The sequence below is a fragment of the Ruania alba genome (assembly GCF_900105765.1).
Classification (GTDB): Bacteria; Actinomycetota; Actinomycetes; order Actinomycetales; family Beutenbergiaceae; genus Ruania; species Ruania alba.
Genome location: NZ_FNTX01000002.1, coordinates 791,226 through 809,338, shown reverse-complemented (window position 1 = coordinate 809,338; position 18,113 = coordinate 791,226). Strand labels below are relative to the sequence as shown.

16 protein-coding genes and 2 tRNA genes are annotated in these 18,113 nt (G+C 66.2%); 3 read left to right on the top strand and 15 right to left on the bottom strand.

Annotation, left to right across the window (positions count from 1 at the left end; genetic code table 11):
- The first annotated feature begins 6 nt into the window (after positions 1-6).
- Positions 7-1,137: a LacI family DNA-binding transcriptional regulator gene (locus BLU77_RS14145; protein WP_089773741.1), complete on the top strand. Its 1,131-nt coding sequence runs from the start codon at positions 7-9 to the stop codon at positions 1,135-1,137.
- 87 nt (positions 1,138-1,224) lie between these two features.
- Positions 1,225-2,229 (top strand): LacI family DNA-binding transcriptional regulator, encoded by a 1,005-nt coding sequence (locus BLU77_RS14140; RefSeq protein WP_089775806.1) that lies wholly within the window; start codon positions 1,225-1,227, stop codon positions 2,227-2,229.
- 11 nt (positions 2,230-2,240) lie between these two features.
- Here the strand turns inward: BLU77_RS14140 and BLU77_RS14135 are convergent, their stop codons facing one another.
- The 15 genes from BLU77_RS14135 to dnaA form a co-directional block, all read right to left on the bottom strand.
- Complete coding sequence (locus BLU77_RS14135; RefSeq protein ID WP_089773740.1) at positions 2,241-2,798, bottom strand: dihydrofolate reductase family protein; 558 nt, start codon at positions 2,796-2,798, stop codon at positions 2,241-2,243.
- A gap of 35 nt (positions 2,799-2,833) precedes the next feature.
- The gene (locus BLU77_RS14130; protein ID WP_089773739.1) at positions 2,834-3,964 is read right to left on the bottom strand and encodes an alanine racemase; all 1,131 of its coding nucleotides are present in this window, start codon (positions 3,962-3,964) and stop codon (positions 2,834-2,836) included.
- Positions 3,961-4,668: a helix-turn-helix transcriptional regulator gene (locus BLU77_RS14125; protein WP_217632464.1), complete on the bottom strand. Its 708-nt coding sequence runs from the start codon at positions 4,666-4,668 to the stop codon at positions 3,961-3,963. The genes BLU77_RS14130 and BLU77_RS14125 overlap by 4 nt, the downstream gene beginning before the upstream one ends.
- Positions 4,669-4,992: 324 nt before the next feature.
- On the bottom strand, positions 4,993-5,355 hold the full coding sequence (locus BLU77_RS14115; RefSeq protein WP_139177780.1) for a hypothetical protein: 363 nt from the start codon (positions 5,353-5,355) through the stop codon (positions 4,993-4,995).
- A 265-nt stretch (positions 5,356-5,620) separates the two neighbouring features.
- Positions 5,621-5,693 (bottom strand) — tRNA-Ala (locus tag BLU77_RS14105).
- A 45-nt stretch (positions 5,694-5,738) separates the two neighbouring features.
- Positions 5,739-5,858, bottom strand: a complete 120-nt coding sequence (locus BLU77_RS22390; protein ID WP_217632463.1) for a DLW-39 family protein — start codon at positions 5,856-5,858, stop codon at positions 5,739-5,741.
- A 25-nt stretch (positions 5,859-5,883) separates the two neighbouring features.
- Positions 5,884-5,957 (bottom strand) — tRNA-Ile (locus BLU77_RS14100).
- A gap of 114 nt (positions 5,958-6,071) precedes the next feature.
- Positions 6,072-6,698, bottom strand: a complete 627-nt coding sequence (locus BLU77_RS14095) for a DUF3566 domain-containing protein (RefSeq protein ID WP_089773734.1) — start codon at positions 6,696-6,698, stop codon at positions 6,072-6,074.
- Positions 6,698-9,340, bottom strand: a complete 2,643-nt coding sequence (gyrA, locus tag BLU77_RS14090) for a DNA gyrase subunit A (protein ID WP_089775803.1) — start codon at positions 9,338-9,340, stop codon at positions 6,698-6,700. Before gyrA ends, BLU77_RS14095 begins: the two co-directional genes overlap by 1 nt.
- A 34-nt stretch (positions 9,341-9,374) precedes the next feature.
- Complete coding sequence (gyrB, locus tag BLU77_RS14085; RefSeq protein WP_089773733.1) at positions 9,375-11,411, bottom strand: DNA topoisomerase (ATP-hydrolyzing) subunit B; 2,037 nt, start codon at positions 11,409-11,411, stop codon at positions 9,375-9,377.
- A gap of 199 nt (positions 11,412-11,610) precedes the next feature.
- The gene (locus tag BLU77_RS14080) at positions 11,611-12,135 is read right to left on the bottom strand and encodes a DciA family protein (RefSeq protein WP_217632554.1); all 525 of its coding nucleotides are present in this window, start codon (positions 12,133-12,135) and stop codon (positions 11,611-11,613) included.
- Between the two features lie 94 nt (positions 12,136-12,229).
- Positions 12,230-13,411: a DNA replication/repair protein RecF gene (recF, locus tag BLU77_RS14075; protein WP_089773731.1), complete on the bottom strand. Its 1,182-nt coding sequence runs from the start codon at positions 13,409-13,411 to the stop codon at positions 12,230-12,232.
- A 29-nt stretch (positions 13,412-13,440) separates the two neighbouring features.
- Positions 13,441-14,337, bottom strand: a complete 897-nt coding sequence (gnd, locus tag BLU77_RS14070; RefSeq protein ID WP_089773730.1) for a phosphogluconate dehydrogenase (NAD(+)-dependent, decarboxylating) — start codon at positions 14,335-14,337, stop codon at positions 13,441-13,443.
- Positions 14,338-14,368: 31 nt separating this feature from the next.
- Positions 14,369-15,493, bottom strand: coding sequence for a DNA polymerase III subunit beta (gene dnaN / locus BLU77_RS14065; protein ID WP_089773729.1), 1,125 nt, complete (start codon positions 15,491-15,493; stop codon positions 14,369-14,371).
- Between the two features lie 510 nt (positions 15,494-16,003).
- Positions 16,004-17,494, bottom strand: a complete 1,491-nt coding sequence (gene dnaA, locus BLU77_RS14060) for a chromosomal replication initiator protein DnaA (protein ID WP_425441225.1) — start codon at positions 17,492-17,494, stop codon at positions 16,004-16,006.
- A gap of 470 nt (positions 17,495-17,964) precedes the next feature.
- Between dnaA and rpmH the strand changes: the two genes are divergently transcribed.
- A complete protein-coding gene (gene rpmH / locus BLU77_RS14055; RefSeq protein WP_055823896.1) occupies positions 17,965-18,102 on the top strand; it encodes a 50S ribosomal protein L34 in 138 nt (45 codons plus the stop codon).
- Positions 18,103-18,113: the final 11 nt, after the last annotated feature.

Sequence of the window (18,113 nt, the reverse complement as noted above, 5' to 3'; positions counted from 1 at the left end):
TGATCTATGGTCAGCGATCCGGACGCCGTCGACAGAGATGGGGAGTCCGTGCTGCGCGACGCCGTGCCCTCACCCAACTCTGGCCCTGCGCGTGGGACAGTTCGGAACGCCACGATCCAGGACGTGGCAGACGCAGCAGGGGTCTCCAAGGCCGCCGTCTCCAAGGTCATCCGCAACGCCTACGGCGTGAGTCCGAAGATGCGGACCCGCGTGGAGGCGGCGATCGCGCGCCTGGACTACCGGCCCCGCATCGCCGCCCGGGCGATGCGCGGCACCTCGTACACGCTCGGAATTGAGATCGCCCAGGTGAGCAACGAGTTCCTCACCATGATCGTCCAAGGCGCCCTCGATGCTCTGGCTCCGACTCCCTATCAGTTGGTCGTGGCCCCCATCCGGAGACCGAGCGAGGCCGGCGCAGCATTGCAAAGCCTCGCCGATCGTCAGGTCGACGGGATCATGGCCATCTCGCCGATGGTCGGCGAGTCGTGGCTGGAGGACCTGAGCGACCGGATTCCCGTCGTCATCATCGGCCGCCACGACGTCTCCACGCACTACGACACGGTCACCGGGGCGGACCGTTCCGGCACGGATCAGGTCATGACGCATCTCTTCGACCTCGGGCACCGTCGCATCACACACCTGACGACGGAGGCCATCCACCACGAGACCATCATCAACGACCCCACGAACTGGCACCGGTCGGATCTGGAGCCACACTCCATCCGGCGCGCGGTCTACATCGACCACATGCGCCGTCGGGGACTGGATCCACAGGTGACGTATACAGGCGGTGACGAGCTCGAGGCCCAGACGGTGACCGCGGAACTGCTCACGACGAATGACCCGCCGACCGCCATCTTTGCCGGAAATGACACGCTGGCCATGGGCAGCCTCCGCGCGATCGCAGCAGCGGGACTCGGTCCCGAGGATGTCTCCGTCGTCGGCTACGACGACATCACGATGGCCAGTCATCCGATGGTCTCGCTCACCAGCGTGGACCAGTCCGGGTCGCAGATCGGGAGCGAAGCGGTCCGGCTCCTTCTGGAACGGATCGGGGGACGCACCGAATCGGTACAGGTGGAAGAAGATGTGCACCTGAGGGTGCGGAGGTCGACAGCGTCGCCTCGACAGCCGTAGCACCGGCGGAAATAGGCGGGTGTTTGGCGCGCCTGGTGTGGTGCAATGGTGCGCGGAGCGCCGATGCGGCCGAATCAGGAGGAGCCGATGCCGACGATCCGCGACGTCGCACGGCTCGCGGGCGTGTCGATGATGACGGTCTCCCGCGTCGTCAACCAGCGCCCTCAGGTCAGCCCCGGCACGCGTGAGCGTGTGTTGGCAGCGATGGCCGAGCTGGACTATCAGGTCGATCTGACCGCGCAGCAGTTACGCTCGGGCTCGAGCGGCACGGTCGCGCTGATCGTGCCGCGACTGGACCACGCCTACTTCGGTCAGCTCGGCGCGATAGCGGCAGACGCCGTCATCGATCGTGGTCGTCACCTCGTGGTGGAGCAGAGTAGCGCCAGCCAGGAGGGGGAACTCGCCGCCTTGTCGCTGGCGCGGCTACATCAGTACGACGGCGCCATCCTCAGCGTGGTGGGGCTGGGCAACGCGGAGGTCAACCGGATCCGCGACTCGCTCCCTGTGGTGTTGCTCGGAGAGAAGGAGGTCCCGGCGCGCTTCGACCACGTCATGATGGGCAACGTCTCCGGCGCCCGCCTTGCGACGGAGCATCTCCTCGACCGGGGCGCACGGCACGTGATGATCGTCGGCGGCCGGCACGGTGAGCCCACCGACGGAATGCAGTCCGCACGCACTGCCGGCTGGGTGGAGGCACACCAATCACGCGGTGTGGAGGTCGATCCGCGATTGCTCCTGGAACTGGAGTTCATCGATACCGGGGTCACGCGCCGCACGGTGGCACGCGCGGTCGAACAGGATCCGACGATCGACGCGATGTTCTGCGTGACCGATGAGGTGGCCATCGGTGCACTCGCCGGATTGGCCGATGCGGGCCGTCGCGTACCCGAGGATGTCCGCGTGGTCGGCTTCGACAACCTCCGCCTAGGGGCGCACATCGGTCCGGGTCTGACCACGATCGACCCCGGGAACGAGTGGATCATCACCGAGGCCATCCGTCTGCTGGAGGCCCGGATGAGCCCTTCGCCCCCGACGGCGGCCGAGCACCTGATCGCGCCCGTTCAGTTGGTGGAGCGCGGGTCCTCCCGCTGAACACCGCGAGGTCAGCCGGTCTGCACCTCGTACACCACACGCGCGAACTGCCCGACGGCCGCGGCCGATTTCAGGCGCAGACGATCGGATTCGATCCGGCGTGGCAGCAGCGGCGCTCCACCGGGCAGTGCCACCGGTGCGACGGACAGTGCGATCTCGTCGAGTGCACCGATGTCGAGGAACTGGCCGGCGAGGTCGCCTCCGCCGACCACCCAGATGTCCCCGTCGCCCGCTGCCTCCCGGATCGCAGGGAGTGCGTCGGCGACGGAGCCAGAGACGAACCGTACGTCGGCGCCCTCGGGCACGGGCAGATCGCGGGTGGTGAACACGAAGGCGGGTCGGTCTTCGTGGAACTCCCTCCACTTCTCCGGGTGGGCGAGGATGTCCTCGTGTTCGAGGAGCCACTCGTACGTGGTCGAGCCTTCGACCAGCACGCGCGCGCCGCTGGGGAACAGGCCCTCGTCTGGGTGTTCACCCCCGTCGACGGCGAAGAGCCACGCCAGGGAGTTCTGCTCGTCAGCGATGAATCCGTTGATGGTGGTCGCGGTGTCAAAGAGGATGCGTCCCATGGGCAGTCACCCTAGGACCGGCCACCGACATCGGTTCACCACCCGTTGTGGCGCGGCCACTGCGAGACGACGTCGGTGCTCCCACCATGATGAACGAGGTACCGGCTGTGCTGGGCAGCGGTGGCGCACGCATGGTTCGGCAGGATGCGCAGGCGGGTCCCGATCGGCAGATGGGGCAGCCTTCGGGAGCTCCCTGGTCGGATCGAGAGGACGCCGTGCTCCTGGCTGGCTCCGACCATCAGCAGGTCGGGGATCAGCACTCCGTCGATGTCAGCAACGAGCCCGTACCCCTGGTCGACCGCCTGCTGCGCGGTGCCGCGGTCGCGGGAGGTGGCCATCCATCCGCCATCGGTGAAGATCCCCTCGTTGCCGTGATGCCCGATCACGGTCACCACCACTGAAAGTGCAAGGTCGGCCACCCGGCACACCCCGATCCCGGCCATGACCAGGTCGAAGAACACGAAGTTGCCGGCCCGAACCTCCGTGACGCCGGTCAGCTCAGCGGTGGCGTGCGCCGTCGGGGTCGATCCCACGCTCACCACCGGGCACGCGAAGTCCGCCTGACGCAACCGGTCGGCGGCGTCGAGGACCGTGACCCGCTCCACGCCGGCCGCGGCCCGCTGATCATCCGCTGTGGTGGCGAAGTAGGATTCGCCGGCGTGATCGAGCACGCCACGGAGGCAGCCGGCATCAGCGAGCCGTCGTCCGATCGGGATCAGGTCAGCACTGTCCGGGCGGATCCCGCCACGGTGCCCGTCGCAGTCGATCTCGATCAGTGCAGGAATCGTGACCCCATGAGTACGGCAGTGCTGCACGAGTGCGTCCGCCTGGGTGATGCTGTCCAGCAACATGGTGAGATCCACGCCGCGCTCAACAAGTGCCTGTGCCCGCGGCAGCTTGTGCGGGTCCAGACCCACCGCATACAGGATGTCGGTCCAGCCGGCATCGGCGAAGTACTCCGCCTCCGCGAGGGTCGAGACGGTGATCGGACCGGTGCCGCCACCGAACGCCCTGGCCGCGACGTCCACCGACTTCGCCGTCTTCACGTGCAGGCGCAGCGGAGTGCCAAGCAGGTCGAGGTGCTGGCGTAGTCGCGCGATGTTCGCATCCACCCGGTCGACGTCGAGCGCGAGGAAGGGCGTGTCCGGGGCCTGCAGGGTCGTCATGGTGGTGTCCTCCGTGAGTCCAGGTCCTCATCGACGAGCTCTGGTGCCGTCGCAGCATCCGGCGCCTCCCTGATGGTGCGCAGGTCGTTGTAGAGCCCGGCACGCGAGACCCCCAATCGGGCCGCGACCGTACCCGGAGCGCCACGCAACTCGAACACGCCGGCGTCTCGAAGGTCGTGGATCGCCATCAGCCGCCGTGCCCGGTCGAATCCCTTCGCCGGCAGACCTACTGCCCGCTCGTGCTGCGCGACGATCCTGTCGGTGCTCGCGGCGAGGTCGGGGGTGAACGCCGTCACCGGGGGGTCACCGGTTGCACCCGGCTCGGCCGCCCCGATCAGATCGCCGACGGCGTCCCTCACCCGCGCGAGTGCTGTCACGTCCACGTTGATGCACAGGGCACCGAGGAGCGTTCCGTCGTCGTCACGCAGGGGGATGGTGGTGCTCTTCAGCACCGTGCCGTCCGGAGTACGGGTGAGGTAGTTCTCCTCCGTGCGCGCGGCGTCGCCCGCTGCGAGCACCCGCCGTCCGATGTCGCTCATCGGGTCGCCGATGCGCCGGCCCGTCACGTTGCCGGCGACGGCGATCACCGAACGCTCCGGACTCCGGTAGTCGTGCAGCACCACCTCGCACGATCGACCGAACGTGGCGGCGATCCCGGGCACCATCGCGCGCGCCGTCTCGAAGACTCGATCAGCCGTACTCACGATCGCGATCGTAGACGAATCGCCCAAATCTGTACATAGTGTCTATATTCTGTTTCTGGAGTGCCCTCAGCCCCAGTCGAAGGTCAGCACGACCGTCCGCGTGGTCGGCTCGTAGAACGTCAGAATTGCGTCAGCCCCGTGATGCCGCCACGGGTACCCCGCAGTGGCGGCCACGGAGGTGGACGGCCGGCCGTCGGCGAGACGCAACACCGGCACAGTCGTGTCGGGACTGTCCAGCTGGAGGCCTGGCGGGGGCGGGCATTGGGTCCAGTTGCCGTAGCCGGGTTCCCCGCCCAGCTGGTCCACCAGCGCGAGGTCGGTGCCTCATCCATGCCGTTGTCGGCTCGGATCGTCCTCGTCACCCCACACCAGCGAGCCGAGACGCTGATACCTGGCTTTCGTGCCCTGATACTGCCGTGTGGCCTCGGCATAGAGATTGCGAAGCCTCGGACGGACGCGTCCGCTCCACGCGGGGTCGATCGCGCTCAGGTCGATGGAGACCAGGGGGTGCAGCACGCGGCCGAGCCAGCGCTGGTCGGCAGCAAAGACATCCTCGGGATCGGGCAGGAGGGTGATCCGCTCATCCTTGCGTTCGATGCGTTCGCCCGCCTCGGGCTCTCGATGCTGCTCATCGCCATGCCGGCGGTGCACGTCCGGACCAGGATCCGCCGCACGCTCAGCCGACACTCCCCAGGCCTATTCAAAGGTGACACTCGGACCGCGCAGCTCGTGTTCGGCCCGAGTCAGTGCGGCGCGAGGAGCGTCCTCATCATTCACCGCGATCTCGGCCACCGTGGCTCGGTCATCGAGGCGCCGCACGACGACGTGCCCAATCGGACCACTCGCGTCCCACGACGGAACAAATGCCGTCTCATACAGCGAGTCAGCCGCAACCTCACCCATGGCTCAGAAGCCTACGGGGAGGGTACGTGTCGATTCTGGTGAATCTCTGTGGAGCCAACGGGACTCGAACCCGTAACCCCCTGCTTGCAAAGCAGGTGCGCTACCAATTGCGCCATGGCCCCTCGGGGGTACTGCTCAGGATACTGCTCGCCACGACGAGACGGCGCTCAGTCGAGCGGGTCGGTGACCTCGGCCCACGCGTTGCGCACAGCCCGCTCTTCCGCGACCTTGCGCCACGCGAGGAATCCACCGGCGGCCACGACCAGGAGAATGAGTGCCTTTTTCACGGTGACTCCCTCCTGGCATACGACGTGGGCCTAGCTGGACTCGAACCAGCGACCTCTTCCTTATCAGGGAAGCGCTCTAACCGTCTGAGCTATAGGCCCGTTGCCCCGCGATTGACCGCCGGGGCGCCCCCAGAGACTACCCCAGCGCGCCCGCCGCTTCCAAAACGAATCGACGTGGAACAGATCACGTCTGCGCCGGCGCGCTGAGCACGGTCAGTCGTCGGTGAGGGTCAGATGCAGCCCGCCCACCATGGCCGCCACCAGGTTGTACACGAAGGCCCCGAGCGTGGCGAGCGCAGTCAGTAGCACCACGTCCACGATCGCGATCACGGTCGCCACCGAGAGCACCCGGGAGAACTCGAGGTATTCGAGCAGCTCGCCGAACTGGGCCATCGCGCCCACCTCTTCGATGAGTCCCTGCATCTGGGCGAACACGCCCATCGAGTTGAGGACGCCCCACACCACGGCGGTGGCCACCACGATCCCGATCCCGACCGCGATCGAGAGCAGGAATGCCAGCTTCATCACCGACCAGGGGTCGACCCGGGAGACTGCCAGGCGCACCCGCCGTGGTCCGGTGTCGTTCTTCTCGTTCACCGGCGTCCCCGGGGACGGCTTGGCTCCACTGTTCCCGCCACCATTCCCTGCACCCGCACCTGCTCCGCCGGGAGCCGTGCTGCTCGCTCGCTGCTGTGCCGGCTGCTGCTGTGCGGGCTGCTGAGTCGTCGGCGTATCGGGACTGGTGGACGGCGGCACGGAGGCCGGGCGGTCCGTCGGACTGAAAGACCTGGTCGAGGTGCGGACAGGCGGAGTACCCGTCTTCGGCGTCTGCTCGCTCATCAGCTCTCTTCCTGCCCTTCACCGGTTCGACCTGACGGTACGCCATCGTTCCCGTCACCGGTACTCTCACCGGGCTCGGTCACCGAAGCTCCACCATCAGACGACACACCATCCACAGGTGCATCGCCCGGGGCGTCTGCTTCGATCTCCTCGACCTCAGCCTCGACCGCCGCCTCCACATTGCGCGCGATCGCGATAATCCGGTCACCGGGGTCCGGCTTGGCGAAGGTGACGCCCTGGGTGTTCCGACCGGTGAGGTTCACCTCGGAGACCGCGGTGCGCACGATCTTGCCCTTCTCCATGATGACCAGCACCTGATCGTCAGAGCCGGTGATCAGGGCGCCGACGAGGTCGCCACGTGCCTCGACCAGGTTGGCCACCTTGATACCAAGACCGCCACGTCCCTGCACGCGGTACTCACTGACCCGGGTCCGCTTGCCGAAGCCACCTTCGGTCACCACGAACAGGTCCGAGTCCTCCCGGACCACGTCGAGGGAGAGGAGCGAATCGTCGTCACGGAACTTCATCCCGGTCACCCCGGAGGTGGCCCGCCCCATCGGGCGCAGCGCCTCGTCGGTGGCCGTGAACCGCAACGACTGACCCTTGTGGGACACCAGCAGCAGGTCATCGTCGGAGTTCACCAGCCGGGCCGCCACGACCTCGTCGACTGCACCCTCGTCGTTCTCGCGCAGGTTGATCGCGATCACGCCGCCGGTGCGGGAGGAGTCGTACTCGCTCAGCCGGGTCTTCTTCACCAGGCCGCTCTTGGTGGCGAGCACCAGATACTCGGCCTGGTCGTAGTCGCGCAGGTCCAGTACCTGGGCGATCTGCTCACCAGGCTGGAACGCCAGCAGGTTCGCCACGTGCTGGCCCTTGGCGTCGCGGCCGCCCTCGGGCAGCTCGTACGCCTTCGCCCGGTACACGCGGCCCAGGTTGGTGAAGAACAGCAACCAGTGGTGCGTGGTGGTCACGTAGAAGTGGTCCACCACGTCGTCGCCGCGCAGCTGCGCCCCGCGCACCCCCTTGCCGCCGCGATGTTGGGCACGGTAGTTGTCGGTGCGGGTGCGCTTGGCGTACCCACCACGGGTGATGGTCACCACCACGTCCTCTTCCGGGATGAGGTCCTCGATGGACATCTCCCCGTCGAACGGCAGGATCGTGGAGCGGCGCTCGTCGCCGTACTTGTCCACGATCTCGCTGAGCTCACTGCCGACGATCCGGCGTTGCCGCGGAGGGGATCCCAGAATGTCCTTGTAGTCGGCGATCTCGGCTTCCAACGCCTTGAACTGGTCGAGGATCTTCTGCCGCTCCAGCGCGGCCAGACGCCGCAGCTGCATCTCCAGGATGGCGTTCGCCTGGATCTCGTCGATGTCGAGCAGCTCGCGCAGACCCGTCCGTGCCTCGTCGACCGTGGGCGAGCGCCGGATCAGCGCGATCACCTCGTCCAGAGCGTCGAGTGCCTTGATGAGCCCTCGCAGGATGTGGATCCGGTCCTCGGCCTGCTTGAGCAGGAACTCGGTCCGCCGCACGATCACGTTGATCTGGTGGGCGACCCAGTGCCGGATGAACGCATCCAGGCTGAGGGTACGAGGCACGCCGTCCACCAGCGCGAGCATGTTCGCGCCGAAGTTGTCCTGCAGCTGGGTGTGCTTGTAGAGGTTGTTCAGCACCACCTTCGCCACGGCGTCCCGCTTGAGCACGATCACCAGGCGCTGGCCCGCGCGGCCCGAGGTCTCGTCCCGGATGTCCGCGATTCCTTGCATCCGGCCATCGCGCACCAGATCGGCGATCTTGGCAGCAAGATTGTCCGGGTTGACCTGATACGGCAGCTCGGTCACCACGAGGCAGGTGCGACCCTGAAGCTCCTCGACCTCCACCACGGCGCGCATCGTGATCGACCCGCGACCGGTGCGGTAGGCGTCCTCGATGCCACGCAGGCCGAGCACCTGGGCTCCGGTCGGGAAGTCCGGCCCCTTGATGCGTTGCAGGAGTGCGGCGAGCAGCTCCTCGGGCGTTGCCTCCGGGTTCTCCAACAGCCAGTGCACGCCGTCGGCGACCTCCCGCAGATTGTGCGGGGGAATGTTCGTGGCCATCCCGACGGCGATCCCCGAGCTGCCGTTGACGAGCAGGTTCGGGAACCGGGACGGCAGGACGAGGGGTTCCTTGGTCTTCCCGTCATAGTTGTCACCGAAATCGACGGTGTTCTTGTCGATGTCGCGCACCATCTCGAGCGCGAGCGGGGCCATCTTGCACTCGGTGTACCGAGGAGCGGCCGCGGCATCGTTCCCGGCGGATCCGAAGTTCCCCTGACCGGCCACGAGCGGATACCGCATCGCCCACGGCTGCACGAGTCGCACCATGGCGTCATAGATGGCGCTGTCCCCGTGCGGGTGGAACTGACCCATCACATCGCCCACCACGCGTGAGCACTTGGAGAACGAGGAGTCGGGACGGTATCCGCCGTCGAACATCGCGTACAGGATGCGCCGGTGCACCGGCTTGAGACCGTCCTGGACGCTGGGCAGCGCGCGGCCCACGATCACGCTCATCGCATAGTCGAGATAGGAGCGCTGCATCTCCAGCTGCAGGTCCACCTGCTCGATGCGGTCGGTCAGCACGGGGTCCGCGGCGTCGTCGGACATAGGGGTGAGGTCGTCGGTCACGAAAGTTCCTTACTCAGACGTCGAGGAAACGCACGTCGTGGGCGTTGCGCTGGATGAACGAGCGGCGCGACTCGACGTCCTCGCCCATGAGAATCGAGAAGATCTCGTCCGCGGCCGCGGCTTCTCCGATAGTCACCTGGCGCAGGGTGCGGGTGTCCGGATCCATGGTGGTCTCCCACAGCTCCTTGTAGTCCATCTCGCCCAGACCCTTGTACCGCTGGATCCCGGTCTCCTTGGGGAGGCGGCGGTTCTTCGCCAATCCTTCGGCCAGCATCGCGTCGCGCTCCTTGTCGGTGAACACGTACTGGTGCGGAGCGTTGGTCCACTTGAGCCGATACAGCGGTGGCTGTGCGAGGTACACGTAGCCGCCTTCGATCAGCGGACGCATGTACCGGAACAGCAGGGTCAGCAGCAGGGTGCAGATGTGCTGGCCGTCCACATCGGCATCGGCCATCAGTACGATCTTGTGGTAGCGCAGCTTCGAGGCGTCGAAGTCCTCACCGATCCCGGTGCCGAACGCCGTGATCAGTGCCTGCACCTCCTGGTTCGCGAGCGCCTTGTCCACCCGTGCCTTCTGCACGTTCAGGATCTTCCCGCGGATCGGCAGGATCGCCTGGGTCTCCGGGTTGCGGCCCTGGACGGCTGAACCGCCGGCAGAGTCACCCTCGACGATGAATACCTCGGACCTGGAGGCGTCCCGGCTGGAGCAGTCCTTCAGCTTGCCGGGCAACCCGCCACCTTCGAGCAGGCCCTTGCGCCGGGTGGCCTCGCGCGCCTTGCGGGCGGCGAGCCGGGCCGCGGAGGCCTGGATGGCCTTGCGGATGATGTCTCGCGCCTCGTTCGGGTTCCGCTCGAGCCAGTCCCCGAACCGATCGAAGACGACCTTCTGGGTGAACGTGCGGGCTTCGGTGTTGCCGAGCTTGGTCTTGGTCTGACCCTCGAACTGGGGCTCACCGAGCTTGATGGAGATGACGGCGGTCAGCCCCTCGCGGATGTCATCACCGGTGAGGTTGTCGTCCTTCTCCCGGAGCAGCTTGTTCTCTCGCGCGTACCGGTTCACCAACGTGGTCATCGCCGAGCGGAACCCTTCTTCGTGGGTTCCTCCCTCGGAGGTGTTGATGGTGTTGGCGTAGGTGTGCACGCTCTCGGAGTAGGCCCCGGTCCACTGCATCGCGATCTCCAGGGAGATCGTGCGCTCGACATCCTCGGACTCGAACGAGATCGGCTCCGGGTGTACCAGCTCAGTGCGCTTGGACGCGTTCAGGTGCGCGACGTAGTCCAGCAGGCCACGGTCGTACTTGTAGCTGACGGACCGGGAGTGATCCTGGTGCTCACCACCCTGATCCTCCTCACCTGCCACCTCGTCGTCGGTGTCCTCGCGGCGCTCATCCGTGATGGTGATGCGCAGGCCCTTGTTCAGGAAGGCATATTGCTGCATCCGCGACCGCAGAGTCTCGAAGTCGTAGTCGATGGTCTCGAAGATGGTCGGATCGGCCCAGAAGGTCTGCGTCGTCCCGGTCTCATCGGTGGCCTCGAGGCGCGTCAACTCGCCCAGGGGAGCTCCGCCGTCGGAAAACTCCTGACGCCAGTGATACCCGTCCCGGCTGACCTCGGTGATCACGTGCGAGGAGAGGGCGTTCACCACCGAGATGCCCACGCCGTGCAGGCCTCCGGAGACCGCGTAGCCGCCCCCGCCGAACTTACCGCCGGCGTGCAGCACGGTCATGACCACCTCGACGGTGGGACGGCCTTCGGTCGGGTGCATGGCCACTGGGATACCGCGCCCGTTGTCGATCACCCGCACACCGCCGTCGGCAAGCAAGGTGATCTCCACATGATCGCAGTGGCCGGCCAGCGCCTCGTCGACGGCGTTGTCGACCACCTCGTAGACCAGGTGGTGCAGTCCGCGTTCCCCCGTGGACCCGATGTACATCCCGGGTCGTTTGCGGACTGCTTCAAGCCCTTCGAGAACGGTGATGTTGCTGGCGTCGTAGCCAGATGATCCGGCGGGGGTCTGCCCGGCTACTGGCTCAAGCGTCTCGTCAGCCACGTTCTTCTGGCTCTCCTATCGTCATCGGTGCGCACCCCCGCGGACCCCTTCCCGCAGGGAGACAGGCATGCGCAAGCCCGGGTGGTCTCGGAGCGGATCCACTACTCCCGGGCGGTTCCCTCGATTCTACCCCTCACCTGCCGGAACAGACGAATATCCACACCGTTATCCACACCCTCGTGTCGTGGACCCGGTCTCCCTACCCGTAGGTGTCACGAGGCCCTCGCCCGCCCGGGGCCACCCGCGGCCCTTTTCGCCAGGTGGGGCCGCCCGGTCCGAGCACCTGGATGCTGGTGACCACGCCCTCACCGACCTCCTCGGCCAGTCTGCGGTCGAGCTGCGGAGCGAGTAGGCGGATCTGGGTGGCCCAGGCCGTCGAGTCGGCCCGCACCACCAGGACCCCCTCGGCGAAGGTCTCCGGCGTGCAGTGATCGGCGATCTGGTCTCCGACCACCTCACGCCAGCGCCCGATCACCCCGCCCACCGAGAGCGGCTGCTTCCAGCCCAGCTGTGTGGCCAGCGTTTCCAACGCGTTGCCCACCGGCGCCGGATCTCGGCCGGTGCCGTGGCCCGGGGCAGCCTCGAAGGCAACCCCGTCATGACGGCGGAGGGTGCGTCCCGGGCGCGTCCCTGGGCGCGCGGTCCGGAGACCTTTCGCCCGTGCGGCATCCCTGGCGCGCGCCAACGCGGCGCGAGCGGCTAGGTCGGGATCGTCGGGAGTCAGGTCACCGCGCTCGTCACCGGGGGATGGTTCGTCTCGCGCACGGGGAGGCGGCGTGCCGAGGTGATGGTCGCCGTCGGGCGGCTGCTCCGGGCGTTCACCGGACACGGGTGACCACCGATTCCATCACGTCCACCCGAGCCCCCTCGAGTTCCTCCGGCACGTCCTCGGCCACGGCGGAGGTGATCAGCACCTGCTGCGCGCTGGCCACCACCTCGGACAACCGAGCACGACGGCGACTGTCCAGCTCGGCGAACACATCGTCCAGGATGAGCACTGGTTCGCCGTCCGCATCCCAGTCGTCAGCCTTGAGCAGCTCATAGCTGGCGAGTCGGAGCGCCAGCGCCAGGGACCACGACTCCCCGTGTGAGGCGTACCCCTTCGCCGGCAGGTCACCGAGGCGCAGTTCGAGATCGTCCCGGTGCGGGCCGACCAGGCTCACTCCGCGTTCGATCTCCTTGGGCCGCAACCGCGACATCGCTTCAAGCAGTTGTGCTTCCACGAGATCGGGGTTGGTGAGTGCGTCTTCGTCCGGACCAGCACCCTCCTGGTCGCCCGTTGCCGCCATCGCCTGCTGCAGGCTCGCCCGGTAGAGCACTACAGCCTGGCTCTGCCCCGAACTCACCCGCTCGTAGGCGTGCTGCATATGCGGACGCAGGCGATGCAAGACCGACACGCGCGCGGCGATCAATTGCGCCCCCGCCTTCGCAGCCTTCTCGTCCCAGACGTCCAAGGTGCGCAGATCGCCGCTCGCGCCACCTCGGCGCGCACCGGCGGCGGACTTCAACAGGGCATTGCGCTGGCGCACCACCCGTTCATAGTCCGAGCGCACGCCGGCAAGCTTCGGGCTGATGAGCACCAACAGCTCATCGAGGAAGCGGCGGCGGCCGTCCGGATCGCCCTTCACCAGCGCGAGATCTTCAGGTGCGAACACCACCGTACGCAGTAGGCCCTGCAGCTCGCGGGTGCGTGGCAGGGGAGCCCGATTGAGCCGGGCCCGGTTGGCCTTGCCGGAGACGAGCTCGAGTTCGAGTACGGACGATCGCCCGTCGCGCATCATTTTGGCCTGGATGATCGCACGGGGGGCACCATGCCGAACCAAGGCAGCATCGGAAGCCACCCGGTGCGAGGAGAACGTGGACAGGTAGCCCAGGGACTCGACCAGATTGGTCTTGCCCTGACCGTTCGGGCCGACGAAGGCGGTGATCCCTGGCTCGAGGGAAAGCAGCACCTCGCGATAGGAGCGGAAGTCGGTGAGCGCGAGGTCAGAGACGTACATGGCCTGTTTCGAACACCGTCGAACTCCCTTCAGCCGTCGGCGGATGCCTTGGTGGCGTGCCCGCCGAACTGGTTCCGTAGTGCGGCCACCGCCTTCATCGCCGGCGAGTCCTCCTGACGGGAGTCGAACCGTGCGAACAGTGCAGCGCTGATCACCGGAGCCGGCACCGCACGCTGCACCGCTTCTTCGACCGTCCACCGGCCCTCGCCGGAGTCGGCCACATAGCCGCGGATGTCATCGAGGTCGGGGTCTTCGTTGAGTGCCTTGACGAGGAGTTCCAGCAGCCAGGACCGCACCACGGTTCCACGCTGCCATGCCTCGAAGACGGCACCGACATCACTGATCAGGTCGTCCCGCGCCGCAAGGATCTCGTAACCCTCGGCATAGGCCTGCATGACGCCGTACTCGATGCCGTTGTGAACCATCTTCGCGTAGTGGCCGGCTCCGACCGGACCAGCGTGCACGAATCCCTCGTGCCGGGGTCCATCAGGACGCAACGCATCGAAGATCGGCATGAGGTACTCGATCGTGTCGTCCGGTCCGCCCACCATCAAGCCGTACCCGTTGGTCTCACCCCAGATGCCACCAGAGACACCGGCGTCGACGTACCCGATGCCCCGGGTCGCGAGCGCATCGACGCGGCGCAGGTCGTCGGTGTACTTGGAGTTCCCCCCGTCGATGATCACATCGCCCTCGCCGAGAGCATCAGCAAGCTCGGCGATCACGGACTCGGTGATGTCCCCGGCCGGAACCATCACCCACACGATGCGACGGTCGCCATCGAGGGCGGAGACCAGCGCACCGATCGAGTCGACATCGGTCAGTGCCGGATCCTGGTCGTACCCCGTGACCTGATGCCCCTTGGCGCGCAGGCGGTCGCGCATGTTCCCGCCCATCTTGCCGAGCCCGACGATTCCGAGGTGCATCTGTGGATCCTTTGCGCGGGGTGCAGGGAGCTCAGGCGCCGAAACGGATCGGCATCAAGAGATAGCGGAACTCTTCGGCGTGGTCGGTGCTGTCGGCACTATCCTGGCCGGTCATCACTGCAGGCTTCGACGGGTGCGTGAACGAGAGCCGGACGAAGTCGGTGTTCAACGCGCTCAGCCCATCCAGCAGGTACTGCGGGTTGAAGGCAGTAGAGATCTCTTCACCGACCAAGGTTGACTCGAGTACCTCGGACGCCTGCGCATCGTCACCTTGACCGGCCTCGAGGACCACCTGACCTTCGGAGAAGGACAGCCGGATCGGAGTGTTCCGCTCGGCGACCAGGGCCACACGCTTGGCGGCTTCGACCAGCTCATGCGTGCTGGTGACCGTGTGCGTGGTGGTCTGGTCAGGGAAGAGACGCCGCACCGGGGGATACTCCCCGTCCACCAGGAGCGAGGTGGTGCGTCGCCCGCCCGCCTCGAATCCAATGATGTCGCCCCCGTCAGCCAGGGCGAGCTCGATGGAACCCGCACTGGAGAGGTTGCGTGCCACGTCGGACAACGTGCGAGCACGAACCAAGGCCACTCGTGAGACCGACGGGGAGGCCGGGGACCAGGTGATCTCACGCATCGCCAGTCGGTACCGGTCGGTGGCGAGCATCGTCAGGGTGTCACCCTCGATCTCCACGCGCACACCGGTCAACAGCGGAAGGGTTTCGTCGCGGCCGGCAGCCATCGTCACCTGAGAGATCGCCTGGGCGAAGGCATCACCGGCGATGGACCCCGTCACATCCGGCAATTCAGGCAAGGACGGGTAGTCCTCCACCGGCATGGTCAGCAGCGTGAACCGGGAGGAACCACAGACCACGGTCACCCGATTGCCTTCAAGGGTGAGCTCAACCGGCTTGTTCGGCAGGGCCTTGGAGATCTCGGCGAGCAACCGTCCGGAGACGAGCACCGATCCCGCTTCCTCGACATCAGCCACGACGGCGGACCGCGCCGAGACTTCGTAGTCGAACGTGGAGAGCACCAGGCCTTCGGCGTCGGCCTCGAGTCGAACGCCGGCGAGTACTGGCGAGGGTGGCCGGCTTGGCAGGGTGCGTGCGGTCCACGTGACGGCATCAGCCAGTACGTCTCGCTCCACCCTGAACTTCACGATCTCGGCCCTACTTTCCTTGCGATGCACACTCGGGGGTACCGAGCATAAGTGACGGGGCAGGCATGTAACGACGGATGACCTCACCCGTGCACACGGCCTCGCACCGACACTAGACGACAGGAGCGACATCCGGCGAGCAGGGAGTGGATCGAATCGCTCAGGTGGGCCATCAGAGCATTGTTGGTTGTTCACACCCGATGATCGTTGAGAGGTCTCACCATCGTCATCGGGGTTGTGGACTATGTGTGTAACTCCTGTTTCTGCAGGTCAGCAGCACGATTTGGGTGTGGACGAATGGTGTGACGGCGCTGCACAGGGTGACGGGGGATCTGTGCACGACGCCTCGGTGCACATGCTGCGTCCACGGAGAACGTGTCATTCGTCCACCGTTCAGGTGTCCCTGTCCACCGTCATCCACAGATTCATCCACATCTGTGTATGAATCACGTCGATGCGATCTGTGTCGTCGCTGGTCAGAGCGCATCTGGCGACGGCAGATGCCGTCGTTTAACTGCGGTGCTGCTGCTTGATCCGGTTCGTCAGCTCGGTGACCTGGTTGAAGGTGGAGCGCCGCTCGGCCATCTGCTGGCGGATCTTCCGGTTCGCGTGCATCACCGTGGTGTGGTCCCGCCCACCGAAGACCTGGCCGATCTTCGGTAGGGACAGTTCGGTGAGCTCACGGCACAGGTACATCGCGATCTGGCGAGCATTGACCAGAACGCGGGAGCGGTCTGCACTGCACAGGGCTTCGATGGTGACCCCGAAATAGGAGGAGGTCTGCGCCATGATGACCGACGGTGTGATCTCGGCCCCGTCAGTGTCGGTGATCAGATCCTTCAGGACCATCTCGGCCAGCGACAGGTCCACGGTCTGCCGGTTCAGATTCGCGAACGCCGTCACACGGATCAGGGCGCCTTCGAGCTCGCGGATGTTCGAGGAGATCTTGGACGCGATGTACTCGAGCACATCACTGGGTGCGTGCAAGGACTCGGCGCCGGCCTTCTTGCGAAGGATCGCGATGCGGGTCTCCAGATCCGGTGGCTGCACGTCGGTGATCAGGCCCCACTCGAAGCGCGAACGCATCCGATCCTCGAACCCGTTGAGGTGCTTGGGCGGCAGGTCCGAGGTGATCACGACCTGCTTGTTGTCGTTGTGCAGCGTGTTGAAGGTGTGGAAGAACTCCTCCATCGTCTGTTCCTTGCCCTGCAGGAACTGGATGTCGTCGATGAGGAGGACGTCGACCTCGCGGTATCGCTTCTGGAAGGCTTCCGCCTTGTCGTCGCGGATGGAGTTGATGAAGTCGTTGGTGAACTCCTCGGAGTTCACGTAGCGGACCCGGATCCCGGGGTACAAGCTCTTGGCATAGTGGCCGATCGCGTGCAACAGGTGCGTCTTGCCCAGACCGGATTGGCCGTAGATGAACAGTGGGTTGTACGCCTTGGCAGGTGCCTCGGCGACGGCAGTGGCGGCCGCGTGCGCAAATCGGTTGCTGGAGCCGATCACGAAGGTTTCGAATGTGTAGTTCGGGTTCAGGCGAGCGTGCGGGTCTACTCCGGTGGCGTAACTGTCCGGGCGAGGTGCGCGTTCGGGGCGAGCCGATGGGGGCCGGTCCTCGCCTGCTGTCGCCGATCGAACCTCGGGGGTAGGCTCGTCGGCCGCCGGGCGCTCGGCCGGTTCCGGTGTAGGTGCGGGCCAGGAGCGCTCGACAGGAAGGGAGTCCTCCAGCGACGGGTCCACGGTGACGGCGACACGAACGGTGCGCTCCAGTGCGGAGGAGAGCGCGGCGATGATCGATTCACGAGCACGGGTCTCGATGAAATCCTTCGCGAAATCGCTTGGGACGGCCAGCAGGATCGTGTCATCGATGACGCCCAGTGGCCGGGTGAGGCGGATGAAGCCCAGCTGGGCGCCGCCGAGATCACCGCGCGAAGAGAGGATCTCGAACGCCCTGTCCCATGCTTGGCTCAGGTTCGCTGGATCCACGGGTGACTCGGACACTTGACCCCCTGTGGGACACGGTTGATACAGATGACCGGCGGCGAGGTTCGCACGATGCCGATCCACAACTGTATCCACAGTCTGTGTGAAACTTCGCCCCGAATGGCAAGGCCCGTCCTGGTGCGGATCTGCAGTGGAGGACGCGAGCGCCGGAAGGTGTGACTCTAGCTGTGGATAGTGCCCCGATGCCACCACTTGTCCACAGTTGTGGGTGAACCACTGGTGAACAGCAGCGTGGTGGCTGTATCGGATCGGCTGTGACCCATATGACGGCGTGAGGTTTGACCGGCTGAGTGCGTCTCACGTACCGTTAGGCGGTCGAGTGGACAGTTCTGCCCAAGATCTTCGGTGCGGCGAGTAGCCGAGCACGAAGGACGGCATCGGCAGTTGGTGTGTCCACGGCGCCTAGCGTTACTGCCTTGCGTCACCTCGGTGACTGCACACTTCCCGACAGTATTTGGAGCACTCCCGTGAGCAAGCGGACTTTCCAGCCGAACAACCGGCGCCGAGCCAAGGTGCACGGCTTCCGACTGCGGATGCGCACGCGCGCGGGCCGCTCGATCCTCGCGGCTCGTCGCCGTAAGGGTCGCACCGAGCTCTCTGCCTGAGGCGACGCGCC

What these genes read in the sequence shown, in the direction of transcription:
- BLU77_RS14145 (WP_089773741.1), top strand. Translation starts at nt 7, where the DNA reads ATGGTCAGCGATCCGGACGCCGTCGACAGAGATGGGGAGTCCGTGCTG.
- BLU77_RS14140 (WP_089775806.1), top strand. Translation starts at nt 1,225, where the DNA reads ATGCCGACGATCCGCGACGTCGCACGGCTCGCGGGCGTGTCGATGATG.
- BLU77_RS14135 (WP_089773740.1), bottom strand. Translation starts at nt 2,798, where the DNA reads ATGGGACGCATCCTCTTTGACACCGCGACCACCATCAACGGATTCATC.
- BLU77_RS14130 (WP_089773739.1), bottom strand. Translation starts at nt 3,964, where the DNA reads ATGACGACCCTGCAGGCCCCGGACACGCCCTTCCTCGCGCTCGACGTC.
- BLU77_RS14095 (WP_089773734.1), bottom strand. Translation starts at nt 6,698, where the DNA reads ATGAGCGAGCAGACGCCGAAGACGGGTACTCCGCCTGTCCGCACCTCG.
- gyrA (WP_089775803.1), bottom strand. Translation starts at nt 9,340, where the DNA reads ATGTCCGACGACGCCGCGGACCCCGTGCTGACCGACCGCATCGAGCAG.
- recF (WP_089773731.1), bottom strand. Translation starts at nt 13,411, where the DNA reads ATGTACGTCTCTGACCTCGCGCTCACCGACTTCCGCTCCTATCGCGAG.
- gnd (WP_089773730.1), bottom strand. Translation starts at nt 14,337, where the DNA reads ATGCACCTCGGAATCGTCGGGCTCGGCAAGATGGGCGGGAACATGCGC.